The sequence below is a fragment of the Streptococcus sp. CF8-6 genome, assembly GCF_024295845.1.
Taxonomy (GTDB): Bacteria; Bacillota; Bacilli; order Lactobacillales; family Streptococcaceae; genus Streptococcus; species Streptococcus oralis_BO.
Window position 1 is genome coordinate 209,433 of the sequence record NZ_JANCOF010000001.1, and the last position, 14,013, is coordinate 223,445.

Here is a 14,013-nt window from a genome sequence, read left to right on the forward strand (position 1 = left end):
AGGATCATATGACAATTTACAATATAAATCTAGGGATCGGTTGGGCGAGCAGTGGTGTCGAGTATGCCCAGGCCTACCGAGCAGGGATTTTTAGAAGTTTAGACCTAGCATCTCAGTTTATCTTTACAGATTTGATTTTAGCAGACAATATCCAGCATTTAACGGCCAATATCGGCTTTGCGGATGATCAGGTAATCTGGCTTTACAATCATTTTACAGATATCAAGCTAGCACCGACCAGTGTTACAGTTGACGAGGTCTTGGCCGCTTTCGGTGGCCTTGAGAGTCATAGGGAGCAGGATGGCAAGGTCTTGCGTGTCTACTTTTCAGATGAGGATAAGTTTGTGACCTGTTACTTGGTAGACTCGGCTAAGAATCTAGTACAGCATGCAGAGTATGTGTTTGGAGGGAACTTGATTCGCAAGGATTATTTCTCCTACACACGCTACTGTACAGAATATTTCGCGCCCAAAGACCAAGTGGCTAGACTCTATCAACGAAGCTTTTTCAATGAAGACGGCAGCACTGCTTACGATATCTTGCTGACTGAAGGACAAGAAGAGGTCTATCGATTTAAGGACCGGATTCTGTACGGAAAGCCAGCCCTTATGCGCTATTTTATGCAAAGTTTGAACTTGAGCAAGTCTGATTTGGTCATCTTGGACAGGGAAACAGGGATTGGTCAGGCTGTTTTTGAAGAAGCACAAAAGGCCCATCTAGCAGTTGTCGTTCACGCAGAGCACTATAGTGAAAATGCTAGTAACGAAGACTATCTCCTTTGGAACAACTACTATGAGTATCAATTTACAAATGCGGACAAGGTCGATTGTTTTATCGTGTCTACGGATCGGCAGAAGGAAGTTCTCGAAGGTCAATTTGCCCAGTACAGTCAGCATCGTCCACGAATCGTCACGATTCCAGTTGGGAGCATTGATCAGCTGACGGAACCTGCTAGGGAACGCAAGCCCTTTTCTCTCATTACCGCTTCGCGTTTGGCCAAGGAAAAACACATCGACTGGCTCGTCAAGGCGGTTATCCAGGCGCATCAAGTCCTTCCAGAGCTTACCTTTGACATTTATGGCAGTGGGGGTGAGGAATCCCTTTTAAGGGAAATCATCACATCTCACCAAGCGGAGAACTATATCCAGCTCAAAGGGCATGCAGACCTGGCTCAGATCTATCCCCAGTATGAGGTCTATCTGACAGCCTCAACCAGTGAAGGCTTTGGTCTGACCTTGATGGAGGCAGTTGGTTCAGGCTTGCCCTTGATTGGCTTTGATGTTCCTTATGGGAATCAAACCTTTATCAAGAACGGTCAAAATGGCTACTTAATCCCAAGTTCGGATGACCATGTTGAAACGGCGATTAAAAGTGCCTTTGCGGAAAAGATCTGCCAGCTCTATCAGGAAAATCATTTGCCAGCTATGCGAACAGCATCTTATGACCTAGCTAGAGGATTTTTAACAGACAAGGTAAGGGACAAGTGGAAGAAAACGATAGAGGAGGTCCTGCATGATTCAACTATTTGATCGATATGGCCAGGAAAGTCGAGATTTACATGAAAGTCTAGAAGTTGCTGGTCTGTCCCATGTCACAGTTGTGATCGAGCCAGATGGCTTTCTCCCAGATGGGATTCTTTCTCCCTTTACCTACTATCTAGGTTACGAGTCGGGAAAAGCTCTTTATTTCAATCAAGTAGCTGTACCTGAGTTTTGGGAGATTGCGGGCAATAACCAGTCTGCGCATATCCTAGAGGATTCTCGGGAGAGGGGCGTGATTCACTATGTGGAGGCTCCTCAGGCCCGTTGGGTCAAGCAAGTCGACTGGAAGGACCTATCCGGTCGCATCTACCAAGCAGACCACTATAACCGATGCGGAGCCTGCTTTGCCAAGACCACTTATAGTGCAGATGGACAGGCTATCTTGACCAAGTACCAGGATGCAAAGGGACAGGAAATTGTCCTAGAAAATCATGTAACAGGTGATATCCTCCTAACCTTGCCCGGACAAGCCCTGCGCCATTTTAACAATCGAGTGGAGTTCACGATCTTCTTTTTGCAGGACTTGGGAATCGACACTCGCTACCTTCTCTTTAACACACTCGCCACCTCTTTCTTGGTCTCATACCATTATCCAGATAAGACTGGACAGGATATCTTAGTCTGGCAAGAACCACTAGATGATTGTCTTCCTGGAAATATGCAGCTGCTACTGGAGCAAGGGGAGCTGAGAGCCAAGCAGATCCTCATACCAGATAAGGCTACCTATGAACAAGCCTTGGCCTTGGCTAATCCAGCCTATTATGGCAAGTTTGTCCATCTAGGTTATCATTATCAGTTCAAAAGAGAAAACTTCGTTCGACCAGATGCCTTGATCGTTACCAACTCAGATCAGATCGAGCATATCGAAACCCTGATTGAGTCCTTGCCAATGGTGACCTTCCGAATCGCGGCAGTGACTGAAATGTCATCCAAATTGCTGACCTTGCTTTCCTATCCCAATGTCGTTCTCTATCAAAACGCCAGTCCGCAAAAGATTCGAGAACTCTACCAGCTGTCGGATCTCTATCTAGATATCAATTACGGAAACGAGCTTTTGGATGCTGTCCGTCAAGCCTTCGAGCACAATATGCTTATCCTAGCCTTTGATCAGACAGCTCATAACAGACCTTACACAGCTCCAGAACACCTCTTTGATGTGCAGGCTGTTGGAGACATGATTGCGAAGATTCAAGAAGCTCTCAGCAGTCTTGACAAGATGGGGCAAGCCCTTGGGCATCAAGGTCGTCATGCTAACTATGTGGACTTGGCTACTTACCGAGAGAGGATGGAAAGGATAATAGGGGAAGGCCATGACTAAAAAAGATTTATTTTACAAGGATGTCGAAGGACGCATGGAAGAGTTAAAGCAAGGAGCGCTTAAGAAAGAAAAGCCTACCCGAGGAGAAAAGATCAGTAAAACCTTCTCCATTTTACTCGGCTTGCTTATCCTTCTTACCCTGATCTTTACATTATTAGGAATCTTGAGGTGAAAATGATGGAAGTTTTAATGATTGTAGGGATAGTCCTAGCCGTCGCCTTGATTGTCCTGGTTCTCATCCAACCTCGCCAAAGCCAACTCTTTTCCATGGATGCGACTAGCAATATCGGAAAACCAGGCTACTGGCAGAACAACCGCTTGGTAAAAATGGTGACCCTCTTGATTAGCCTAGCCTTGTTTGTATTGCTCCTCGTTTTTATGTTGGTGACCTATCAGCAAAGAACCTCAGAGGAATTCTCTGAGGTTCTTTGCGTTTTAGTTTCCATATTTCTGGTAAAAATCGACCTTGACTTGGATAAAGGTTTCTGCTTCGCGTAGTAGTTGCAGGAGGGTGGCACGGGTTTCAAACTCCTCACGTGTTTTCGGGAGACTCCGATTGCGGAAGACTTGCAGATAGCGTTCGATGTCATCAAGTAGGTCATGAGCAGGATTGGTCTGACTTAGCTGAGCAGCAATCTTTGAAAAGAGCTGGGCCAAGATCAAACTCTCACTTGCGGCCAGATGACAGGTATTGATCTGCTGGGCCATATTTCGCAGGATACGACTTTGTCGCTGTCTCATCTCAAAGTAGTGGATGTGGTAGTCCGTCTGGTGAAAGAGATGATCTGAGTGATCCAAATAAACCAGCTTGAGGGCTTCCTCAAGAAGACTATCTAATTCGTCAACGAGTTGGGCTTGATTGCGTCCGTCTCCTCGCGACAGATAGTATTTAAAGCGAAGCAGGATGTCTTTTAACTTTTCTTCGACCTGAAGGTGGTAGCTTTGGATAGCTTTCTCACGAGACGGCATATAAAGGTTGACCAATAGGGCAAAGCTTGTCCCGATGAGAAAGAGGAGTACTTCATTAAGCAAGAGCTCTGGAGAAGTAGACTCCTGTACCAAGAGATGACTGACCAAGACACTGCTAGGGGTGATACCGATTTCCCAGCCCATTTTGTAAGCTAGAGGGACATAAAGAGCCAGGTAGAGGCCCAGACTCCAGATGTGAAAGCCCGTCAGCTGAAAGGCTAGAACACCGATAGCGAGCGCTAGGAGCATGGAAAAGAGGCGGTTACGTGCTAATTTCAGCGTGCTTCTGCGCGTGTCGGAGAGGCTTAAGAGAGCGATAATTCCAGCTGAAACTGCTGATGATAAATCTAAAAAATAAGCGAGAAAACAAGCGAGACAGGTCGCTAAGATCAGTTTGGTCGTACGTTGAGTGAGGGACATGAAAATTTCCTAAACTAATAGAATCAAGTGTTTAACGAGAAATCAGAGACTAGGGGCGAAGTTTTTGGTTTGTAGCATACTCAGCAACTGCTGTAAAGAGGACATCTGTTGAAGAGTTCAGAGCTGTTTCGCAGGAGTCTTGAACGACCCCAATCACAAAACCGACTCCGACAACCTGCATAGCCAAGTCGTTGGAAATCCCAAAGAGGCTACAAGCCACAGGAATGAGGAGAAGGGATCCCCCAGCGATTCCAGAGGCCCCGCAGGCAGAAATGGCAGCCACGACACTGAGCACAAATGCTGTCCCAAAGTCTACCGAGATTCCAAGTGTGTTGACGGCAGCCAGGGTTAGGACATTTATGGTAACAGCAGCGCCAGCCATATTGATGGTCGATCCAAGCGGGATGGAGACAGAGTAGGTGTCAGGATTCAGTCCCAAGTCTTGGCAGAGTTTCATATTGACAGGGATATTGGCGGCAGAGCTACGAGTGAAAAAGGCTGTAATACCACTGACACGTAGACATTTCAAAACAAGGGGATAGGGATTTTTCCTCATAAAGAGAAAGGCGATGAGTGGGTTGACGATGAGAGCAACAAAGGCCATGGTAGCAATCAAAAGTCCTAGGAGGACACCGTAGTTAGCCAAACTGGCAATGCCCTTGTCAGAGATGGTCTTAAACACCAAGCCTAAAATCCCAAAGGGAGCTAGATTGATAATCCATTCCACGATTTTAGAGGTGACATCCGCCATGGTTTTCAGCAATTCTTTACTGTGTTTACTTGCCTCTCTCATAGCCAGACCAAAGACGACTGCCCAAGAGAGAATCCCGATATAGTTGGCTTCAACAATGGCATTCAAAGGATTATCCACCAGTTTGAGCAAGAGGTTGCTGAGGACTTGACCGATACCGTCAGGAGCAGCAACTTCTGTATTTGCACTGGTCAGGGTGATTTGCACAGGCAGTAAGAAACTAGCTAGAACGGCTACCAATGCAGCAGCAAAGGTTCCGAGCAAGTATAGGAAAATAACTGTCTTCATATTGGTGTTTTGCCCCTTTTGGTGTTGGGAAAGGGCATTGGCAACAAGGGCAAAAACTAAAATAGGAGCGATGGCTTTCAGTCCGCCTACAAAGAGGTCTCCAAGCAGACCAATTCCTGTAAGGTTTGGAAAGAGCATCCCTAATGTCGCTCCCAAAATCATTCCAATAAGGATTCGTTTGATGAGGCTTGCCTTGATCCAGGCTCTAATGATTCGTTTCATAGCAGTCTCCTTCAAATGTATTGTTTATAATTATAGTATAAATATGCTATAGAGGCAAGTGATATTTTGAAAACAGAGCCGATAATTGAATAATTATGAAAGAAAAGAGAAGGACGATTTTATGGTATAATAGGGGAAAGGAGTTTTATATGCAAGATTTTTTTCAACGCTATTTTGATAAACTTGATTTAACAACCATGTTAGAGAATCTCTTAACCAAGGTGATTTCTCTTTTGATTTTGTTTTTACTATTTTATATAGCTAAAAAGATGCTTCATGCGACTGTACGAAAGATTGTCAAACCCTCACTTAAATTTTCAAATCGAGATGCAGGAAGACAAAAGACCATCTCGCGTTTGCTAGAGAATGTCTTTAATTACATTCTTTATTTCTTCTTGCTCTACTGTATCCTGTCTATTTTAGGACTGCCAGTTTCCAGCCTCCTTGCCGGTGCGGGGATTGCTGGGGTGGCCATTGGTATGGGGGCGCAAGGCTTTCTATCCGATGTCATTAATGGTTTCTTCATCCTTTTTGAACGCCAGCTTGATGTGGGTGATGAAGTCGTTCTCACAAATGGACCGATTACCGTTTCTGGAAAGGTCGTTAGCGTAGGGATCCGTACAACGCAACTGCGAGGTGACGATCAAGCCCTTCACTTTGTACCAAATCGCAATATCACCGTCGTTAGCAATCTATCTCGTACTGAATAGGCCGGCTATTTTAGCAGATTTGTGGTACAATAGAAGGAGTTTGGTAAAGGAGAGAGTATGCTATTTGTAGAGAAAAAATTAGGTCACGATTGTACCTGGATAGACCTTGATGTAGACAAGATTAAAAACATGGAAGACCTTTCGGATGTCTATGGCTTGGACAAGGAAACCATCGAGTATGCCCTGGATAGAAATGAGCGTGCCCACATGGACTATCACCGTGAAACGGGAACGGTCACCTTCATTTATAATGTTCTTGACTTAGAAAAAGATAAAGAATATTATGAAGCGATTCCGATGACCTTTATCGTTGAAAAACAACGGCTGATTACTATCAGCAATCATAAGAATACTTATGTGATTAAACGTATGGCAACCTACCTCGAAAGCCATGAAGTTGTTTCAATCTACAAATTTCTTTTTGCCAGTTTAGAGATTATCAGCAATGCTTACTATCCAGTGATTGAAGAGATGGATAAAAGTAAGGATGAAATCAGTGCACTTCTTCGTCAAAAAACAACTAAAAAGAATCTTTTTGCCCTCTCTGACTTGGAAACTGGTATGGTTTACCTGACAGCAGCTGCCAAACAAAATCGTCTCCTCTTGGAACACATTCAAGGGCATGCTCTTTATCGCAATTTTAATGAGGTAGAAAGAGAGCAGTTTGACGATGCCATGATTGAAGCGCATCAGTTGGTTTCGATGACAGACTTGATTTCTCAAGTTTTGCAACAACTCTCAGCCTCTTACAACAACATCCTAAATAATAATCTAAATGATAATTTGACAACTTTGACCATTATCTCAGTCTTGCTAGCTATCCTTGCGGTTATTACAGGATTCTTCGGAATGAATGTTCCCCTACCGTTTGCAGATGAACCAAATGCTTGGATTTATATTTTGATAGCTAGTCTCATTTTATGGGTAGTCTTAGCCCAATGTTTAAAGAATATTGCTAGAAATTAAAAAGAAAAGGAGCCAGAATGGCGATTGAAAAATACATGCCAGACTTTGCCGTGGAAGCAGTTTATGATCTGACAGTCCCAAGCCTGCAAGCGCAGGGGATCAAGGCTGTTTTGGTTGATTTGGACAATACCCTCATTGCTTGGAACAACCCTGATGGGACGCCAGAAATGAAGCAATGGCTACATGACCTCCGTGACGCGGGTATCCGCATCATCGTGGTCTCAAATAACACCAAAAAACGGGTTCAACGTGCAGTTGAGAAATTTGGGATTGACTACGTTTATTGGGCCTTGAAGCCCTTCACATTTGGGATTGACCGTGCCATGAAGGAATTCCACTATGAGAAAAATGAAGTGGTCATGGTCGGCGACCAACTCATGACGGATATACGAGCAGCCCACCGTGCAGGCATTCGCTCGATCTTAGTCAAACCCTTGGTCCAACACGACTCGATCAAGACGCAGATCAACCGAGCTCGCGAGCGCCGTGTCATGAAGCAAATCACTGAAAAGTACGGACCGATTACATATAAAAAAGGAATTTAACTATGGAAGAAATTCTCTGTATTGGTTGTGGAGCAACCATTCAGACGACAGACAAGGCTGGTCTTGGTTTTACTCCCCAGTCGGCGCTTGAAAAAGGTTTGGAGACTGGCGAAGTTTATTGCCAACGCTGTTTCCGTCTCCGCCATTACAATGAAATCACGGATGTTCAGTTGACGGACGATGATTTCCTCAAGCTCTTGCACGAAGTGGGAGACAGTGATGCCTTGGTGGTCAATGTCATAGATATTTTTGACTTTAATGGCTCTGTCATCCCAGGCTTACCACGTTTTGTATCGGGCAATGATGTTCTCTTGGTCGGAAATAAGAAAGATATCCTGCCCAAGTCAGTTAAACCGGGCAAGATTAGCCAGTGGCTCATGGAGCGTGCCCATGAAGAAGGACTTCGTCCTGTTGATGTCATCCTGACTTCGGCACAGAATAAGCATGCTATTAAGGAAGTCGTTGATAAAATCGAGCACTATCGCAAGGGCCGTGATGTCTACGTAGTTGGTGTTACCAACGTTGGAAAGTCAACCCTCATCAACGCCATTATCCAAGAAATCACGGGTGACCAAAATGTCATCACGACTTCGCGTTTCCCAGGAACAACCTTGGACAAGATTGAGATTCCGCTTGATGACGGATCTTATATCTACGATACACCGGGGATTATCCACCGTCACCAGATGGCCCACTACTTGACGGCTAAAAACCTCAAGTATGTCAGCCCTAAAAAGGAAATCAAGCCAAAAACCTATCAACTCAATCCTGAACAAACCCTGTTTCTAGGTGGTCTCGGACGGTTTGACTTTATATCAGGAGAAAAGCAAGGATTTACTGCTTTCTTTGACAATGAACTCAAACTTCACCGTACCAAGCTAGAAGGCGCTAGTACCTTTTATGACAAACATCTTGGAACTCTTTTGACACCACCAAATAGCAAGGAGAAAGAAGATTTTCCAAAACTAGTTCAACATGTCTTTACCATCAAGGACAAAACCGACCTAGTCATCTCAGGCCTAGGCTGGATCCGAGTAACAGGCACCGCCAAAGTCGCTGTCTGGGCACCAGAAGGCGTCGCCGTCGTCACACGAAAAGCAATCATTTAAAATAAAATAGCTGAGCGAACAAAGTGAGCTCATATAGCGATAGTTATTGCCGTGGTGTGATTGCCAATCGATAGATTGGCAAGGGGCACAATTGAGACCTAGGCTCAATTGTGAGGTCAGGAAATCCATTTTTCAAAGATGATATCTTTGGAAAATTAGTTCCGACCGTCCCTCACCACCTAAAATAACTATCAAAAAAGGAAGAAAGAATATGTCATTAACCTCAAAACAACGTGCCTTCCTCAACAGCCAGGCACACACCCTCAAACCCATCATCCAAATCGGGAAAAATGGTCTCAACGACCAAATCAAAACCAGCGTCCGTCAGGCTCTTGACGCTCGTGAATTGATTAAAGTTACACTCTTACAAAATACAGATGAAAACATCCACGAAGTAGCTGAAATCTTGGAAGAAGAAATTGGTGTAGATACTGTCCAAAAAATTGGACGCATCTTGATTTTGTTTAAACAATCCAGCAAGAAAGAAAATCGCAAGATTTCCAAGAAAGTTAAAGAAATCTAAAAATCTACTCCAAACAACTGTTTTTACAGAGAATTAAAGGAAGACGAGCCTATGGCAATCGAATTATTGACTCCCTTTACCAAGGTAGAGTTGGAACCAGAAATCAAGGAGAAAAAACGCAAACAAGTCGGGATTTTAGGGGGAAATTTTAACCCTGTTCACAATGCCCATCTTGTTGTGGCAGACCAAGTACGACAACAGTTAGGACTGGACCAGGTCCTGCTCATGCCCGAATACCAACCTCCTCATGTAGATAAAAAGGAAACCATACCTGAGCATCATCGTCTCAAGATGCTTGAGTTAGCGATTGAGGGGATTGAAGGTCTAGCCATTGAAACCATCGAGCTAGAGCGGAAGGGCATTTCTTACACCTACGACACCATGAAGATTTTGACAGAGCAACATCCAGATACGGATTATTACTTCATTATCGGGGCTGATATGGTGGATTATCTGCCTAAGTGGTACCGAATTGATGAACTGGTCGACATGGTTCAGTTTGTAGGGGTTCAGCGTCCACGCTACAAGGCTGGAACTTCCTATCCTGTTATCTGGGTGGATGTGCCTCTCATGGACATCTCGTCCAGCATGGTGCGTGACTTCATTGCTCAAGGTCGGAAACCTAACTTTCTCCTACCTCAGCCAGTGCTAGACTACATCGAGAAGGAGGGGCTTTACTGATGGCATACCAAGACTATATCAACTGCTCCCGCGAGGCTTTGTTGAAAAAAATGGCAGAGCTTCTACCTGAAAAACGTTTAACCCATTGTTTGGGTGTGGAGCGTGCAGCCGTAGAGCTAGCGAAGCGATTCGGAGTTGATGCTGAGAAAGCGGGTCTAGCGGGCCTTCTTCATGACTATGCTAAAAAGTTGTCAGATCAGGAATTTCTAGACTTGATTGACCGTTATCAGCTAGACCCTGACCTCAAAAACTGGGGCAATAATGTCTGGCATGGAATGGTTGGTATCTACAAGATTCAGGAAGATTTGGATTTGCATGATTCTGAAATCCTGCGAGCTATTGAAATCCATACAGTCGGAGCTGATCAGATGACCAATCTTGATAAGGTAATCTACGTTGCAGATTATATCGAGCATAACCGCGCCTTTCCAGGTGTGGATATGGCACGTGAAATTGCAAGTTTGTCACTTAATAAGGCAGTGGCCTACGAAACGGCACGAACTGTGGAGCATTTAGCTCATCAGGGATTCCCCATCTATCCCCAAACCCTGGAAACCTATAACGCCTTTGTGCGCTATTTGAAAGAGGACTAAATGAGGACGGCTTTTATCATCATTGATGTTCAGAATATTTTAGTGGAAACCGGTTTTCAGACAAATAGTCTATTGGAAAAAATTTCTTATTTACAAAACCAGGCTAGAAGCAAGAATATCGAAATTATCTATGTTCAACATATTGAGGACTCTGAAGCTCAAACATCAGAAGATTGGCAGTTATCTGAGTTTTTAAATCGAAAACCTAATGAAAAGGTCTTTCAGAAGAAGTATAACAGTATTTTCAAAGAAACTGGTTTAAAAGAATACTTGGATAAACAGGGGATTGAAAAATTAGTTTTATGTGGTATGCAGACAGAATATTGTGTGGATACCTCTGTCAAGGTCGCCTTTGAATATGGCTATCAGCTTATTATTCCAGAAGGAACTTGCACAACATTTGATGGGAAAGACATTCCAGCAGAAACGATAAATGAATTTTATGAGGGCATTTGGGAGGGGCGCTTTGCAGATGTCCTAGATTACAAACATATTTTCTAGAAAGAGGACTAAATGAACGAAAAAGAATTACTAGAACTAGTCGTGAAAGCGGCTGATGAGAAACGTGCGGAGGATATCCTTGCACTTGACGTACAAGATTTGACTAGCGTGACGGACTACTTTGTCATCACTAGCTCGATGAATAGCCGTCAGTTGGACGCAATCGCAGATAATATCCGTGAAAAAGTAGCCGAAGCTGGCTTTAAAGGTAGTCATGTTGAAGGCGATGCAGCTGGAGGTTGGGTCTTGCTAGACCTCGGTGCTGTCGTTGTGCATATCTTCTCAGAAGAAATGCGTGCCCACTATAACCTAGAAAAACTATGGCATGAGGCGGCTTCTGTAGATATTTCAGAAGCCTTGGCCTAGTAGATGAACTCAGTTGCACTCAACTGGGTTTTATTTGCTTATTTTAGAAAAAATGGATAGAAAGGTGAGGGCGTCGTGTTTTGTTCATCTCGAAACTGAACACGAGCTAAAAGCTGCGAGAAAAAGAGTAACTTCCTTTGTATCTGACGATACAGCAGAAAGTTTCCTATTTTCTCCTTGCTTTTAACGCTCTTTGTATCTTAATTATGGCAACTTATGAAACCTTTGCGGCTGTTTACGATGCTGTGATGGATGATAGTTTATATGATAAATGGACGGATTTTTCTCTGCGTCATTTGCCTAAGACCAAGGAGAGAAAGAAGCTTTTGGAATTGGCTTGTGGAACAGGTATCCAGTCTGTGCGCTTTTCTCAAGCAGGCTTTGATGTGACGGGGCTTGACTTGAGCGCAGATATGCTGAAGATTGCGGAGAAAAGAGCTACTTCAGCCAAGCAAAAGATTGATTTTATTGAAGGCAATATGCTGGATTTATCTAAGGCAGGTCAATACGACTTTGTTACGTGTTACTCGGACTCTATCTGCTATATGCAGGATGAGGTGGAGGTAGGAGACGTCATTAAGGAAGTCTATAATGCCCTCAATGAAGACGGAATTTTTATCTTTGATGTGCATTCGATCTACCAGACGGATGAGGTTTTTCCAGGCTATTCTTACCATGAAAATGCGGAAGATTTTGCCATGCTTTGGGACACCTATGAGGATGCGGCTCCTCACTCCATCGTGCATGAGTTGACCTTCTTTGTCAAGGAAGCGGACGGTTCCTTTAGTCGCCACGATGAAGTGCATGAGGAGCGTACATATGAAGTCTTGACCTATGATATCTTGCTGGAACAGGCTGGTTTCAAGTCTTTCAAACTCTATGCGGACTTTGAGGACAAGGAACCAACAGAAACCAGTACCCGTTGGTTTTTTGTCGCGCAGAAGTAGGAGATGGATATGGTTCGATCAAAATATTCTTGGGAAGAAGTTTCGCAGTTTAATCGTATTCGTCAAAATGGAACGCTTTGGGAGAAAGATGGGCAATACTTCTATGTTCAGGAAGAAGGAACTGTATTTTCGGAGTTAGTCGTTTACGATATGTCTAAGAAACTTTTTGATATGTTAGTAAATGAAATAAAATCGGAGGATGATATCCGACATATGCTGATGTATGGAACATGGCCAATGACAGTTGCTGGATGCCATAGACCAACTATGTTGATAGCTTATCCTGAGTTACAAAAAAATTATAGTAATGAACAACTGGCAGAAATCCTTCCAGTAGGAGAAAAACAATGGCTTAACTGGAGAGGAAGATTGCCTGAGCGGTATCGTAGATTTCGTCATTAGAAAGGGAGAACATCATGACCATCACAGGTATTATCGCAGAGTTCAATCCTTTTCATAATGGGCACAAATACTTGCTTGAGCAGGCGAAGGGACTGAAAATCGTTGCCATGTCTGGGAATTTCATGCAGCGTGGAGAGCCTGCTATAGTGGACAAGTGGACACGGGCTCAGATGGCGCTGGAAAACGGAGCGGATCTTGTAGTGGAATTGCCCTTTTTAGTCAGTGTTCAGGCGGCAGATTTCTTCGGTCAAGGGGCTGTGGATATCTTGGTTCGCTTGGGTATTGATAGGCTAGCTTTTGGGACAGAGGAAGTTTTGGATTATCAGAAAATTGCTGACTTATACACAGAGCAAGGTAGAGAGATGGAGAATTTTGTGGAAAATCTGCCTGATTCACTCTCCTACCCCCAGAAAACCCAAGCCATGTGGCAGGAATTTGCAGATCTTGATTTTTCTGGCAACACCCCCAATCATGTTCTAGCTCTAGCTTATGCCAAGGCTGTTGCAGGACGCAACATCAAGCTTGAGCCGATTCAGCGTCAGGGAGCTGGTTACCATTCTGTGGACAAGGAGGTGGCCTTTGCCTCAGCGACAGCGCTCCGCCAGCATCAATCAGACCAAGATTTCTTAGAACGCTTTATGCCTTCCGTTGCTCTCTTTGAGCAGGCCAGTAAGGTGAGTTGGGACGACTATTTTCCCTTGCTCCGCTATCAAATTTTGTCAAATCCAGACCTAACAACGATCTATCAGGTCAATCAAGAAATGGCTGTGCGCATCAAGGAAGCTATCAAAACAGCCCAGTCTGTTGACGAATTGGTCGAGGCAGTTGCGACCAAGCGTTATACCAAGGCGCGTGTCAGACGCCTCTTGACCTATATTTTGGTGCAGGCCAGAGAAAGCGACTTGCCAGAAGCCATCCATGTCCTTGGTTTTACTGAAAAAGGCAGACAACACCTCAAGTCTCTGAAAGAACAGGTCCATCTAGTCAGCCGAATTGGCAAAGAACCCTGGGATGCTATGACTCAAAAGGCAGACCAGATTTACCAACTAGGACAGCCAAGAATAGCAGAGCAGAATTTCGGCAGAGTGCCGATTAGAATAGAAACAAACTGAGTCTACTGAAAGGTAGGCTTTTTTTAGAAGATTTTCGAATAAATAGATA

The 14,013-nt window shown here is 44.1% G+C and carries 17 protein-coding genes and 1 pseudogene; 16 read left to right on the forward strand and 2 right to left on the reverse strand.

All coding sequences use genetic code 11. The features are described 5' to 3' along the window. Positions 1 to 8: 8 nt before the first annotated feature. The 4 genes and pseudogenes from gtfA to NML69_RS00965 form a co-directional block, all read left to right on the forward strand. Positions 9 to 1,529 (forward strand): accessory Sec system glycosyltransferase GtfA, encoded by a 1,521-nt coding sequence (gene gtfA / locus NML69_RS00950; protein ID WP_254725032.1) that lies wholly within the window; start codon positions 9 to 11, stop codon positions 1,527 to 1,529. Then, positions 1,513 to 2,859, forward strand: coding sequence for an accessory Sec system glycosylation chaperone GtfB (gene gtfB, locus NML69_RS00955; RefSeq protein ID WP_254725033.1), 1,347 nt, complete (start codon positions 1,513 to 1,515; stop codon positions 2,857 to 2,859). Before gtfA ends, gtfB begins: the two co-directional genes overlap by 17 nt. After that, positions 2,852 to 3,031, forward strand: coding sequence for an accessory secretory system protein Asp4 (gene asp4 / locus NML69_RS00960; protein ID WP_000161925.1), 180 nt, complete (start codon positions 2,852 to 2,854; stop codon positions 3,029 to 3,031). The genes gtfB and asp4 overlap by 8 nt, the downstream gene beginning before the upstream one ends. 2 nt (positions 3,032 to 3,033) lie before the next feature. Next, a pseudogene (locus tag NML69_RS00965) lies at positions 3,034 to 3,255 on the forward strand (accessory secretory protein Asp5); the annotation flags it as partial. A gap of 39 nt (positions 3,256 to 3,294) precedes the next feature. On the opposite strand, the gene NML69_RS00970 reads toward NML69_RS00965, so the two are convergent. Both NML69_RS00970 and sstT read right to left on the reverse strand, forming a co-directional pair. Then, positions 3,295 to 4,248 (reverse strand): aromatic acid exporter family protein, encoded by a 954-nt coding sequence (locus NML69_RS00970; RefSeq protein ID WP_254725034.1) that lies wholly within the window; start codon positions 4,246 to 4,248, stop codon positions 3,295 to 3,297. Between the two features lie 49 nt (positions 4,249 to 4,297). Beyond that, on the reverse strand, positions 4,298 to 5,509 hold the full coding sequence (sstT, locus tag NML69_RS00975; RefSeq protein ID WP_254725035.1) for a serine/threonine transporter SstT: 1,212 nt from the start codon (positions 5,507 to 5,509) through the stop codon (positions 4,298 to 4,300). Between the two features lie 149 nt (positions 5,510 to 5,658). On the opposite strand from sstT, the gene NML69_RS00980 reads away from it, so the two are divergent. The 12 genes from NML69_RS00980 (at position 5,659) to NML69_RS01035 (ending at position 13,964) form a co-directional block, all read left to right on the forward strand. Further along, positions 5,659 to 6,219 (forward strand): mechanosensitive ion channel family protein, encoded by a 561-nt coding sequence (locus tag NML69_RS00980; RefSeq protein ID WP_001150572.1) that lies wholly within the window; start codon positions 5,659 to 5,661, stop codon positions 6,217 to 6,219. Positions 6,220 to 6,276: 57 nt separating this feature from the next. Next, on the forward strand, positions 6,277 to 7,185 hold the full coding sequence (locus tag NML69_RS00985) for a magnesium transporter CorA family protein (RefSeq protein ID WP_254725036.1): 909 nt from the start codon (positions 6,277 to 6,279) through the stop codon (positions 7,183 to 7,185). Between the two features lie 17 nt (positions 7,186 to 7,202). Next, entirely contained in the window at positions 7,203 to 7,730 is a 528-nt protein-coding gene (locus NML69_RS00990; protein WP_198460050.1) for a YqeG family HAD IIIA-type phosphatase, read from the forward strand. Positions 7,731 to 7,732: 2 nt separating this feature from the next. After that, positions 7,733 to 8,839, forward strand: a complete 1,107-nt coding sequence (gene yqeH / locus NML69_RS00995) for a ribosome biogenesis GTPase YqeH (protein WP_254725037.1) — start codon at positions 7,733 to 7,735, stop codon at positions 8,837 to 8,839. 211 nt (positions 8,840 to 9,050) lie between these two features. After that, positions 9,051 to 9,362, forward strand: coding sequence for a ribosome assembly RNA-binding protein YhbY (gene yhbY / locus NML69_RS01000; RefSeq protein WP_000060169.1), 312 nt, complete (start codon positions 9,051 to 9,053; stop codon positions 9,360 to 9,362). 51 nt (positions 9,363 to 9,413) lie between these two features. Next, positions 9,414 to 10,043 carry a nicotinate-nucleotide adenylyltransferase gene (locus tag NML69_RS01005; protein WP_000963713.1) on the forward strand — a complete coding sequence of 210 codons (630 nt, stop codon included), beginning with the start codon at positions 9,414 to 9,416 and terminating at the stop codon, positions 10,041 to 10,043. Then, positions 10,043 to 10,636: a bis(5'-nucleosyl)-tetraphosphatase (symmetrical) YqeK gene (gene yqeK, locus NML69_RS01010; RefSeq protein ID WP_254725038.1), complete on the forward strand. Its 594-nt coding sequence runs from the start codon at positions 10,043 to 10,045 to the stop codon at positions 10,634 to 10,636. Before NML69_RS01005 ends, yqeK begins: the two co-directional genes overlap by 1 nt. After that, complete coding sequence (locus tag NML69_RS01015; RefSeq protein ID WP_198460040.1) at positions 10,637 to 11,137, forward strand: cysteine hydrolase family protein; 501 nt, start codon at positions 10,637 to 10,639, stop codon at positions 11,135 to 11,137. Between the two features lie 12 nt (positions 11,138 to 11,149). Further along, positions 11,150 to 11,503: a ribosome silencing factor gene (gene rsfS, locus NML69_RS01020; RefSeq protein ID WP_254725039.1), complete on the forward strand. Its 354-nt coding sequence runs from the start codon at positions 11,150 to 11,152 to the stop codon at positions 11,501 to 11,503. Positions 11,504 to 11,709: 206 nt separating this feature from the next. Then, positions 11,710 to 12,450, forward strand: coding sequence for a class I SAM-dependent methyltransferase (locus tag NML69_RS01025; protein WP_254725040.1), 741 nt, complete (start codon positions 11,710 to 11,712; stop codon positions 12,448 to 12,450). A gap of 9 nt (positions 12,451 to 12,459) precedes the next feature. Then, positions 12,460 to 12,852 (forward strand): hypothetical protein, encoded by a 393-nt coding sequence (locus tag NML69_RS01030; protein WP_000252453.1) that lies wholly within the window; start codon positions 12,460 to 12,462, stop codon positions 12,850 to 12,852. A gap of 14 nt (positions 12,853 to 12,866) precedes the next feature. Next, positions 12,867 to 13,964, forward strand: a complete 1,098-nt coding sequence (locus tag NML69_RS01035) for a nucleotidyltransferase (protein ID WP_254725041.1) — start codon at positions 12,867 to 12,869, stop codon at positions 13,962 to 13,964. Positions 13,965 to 14,013: the final 49 nt, after the last annotated feature.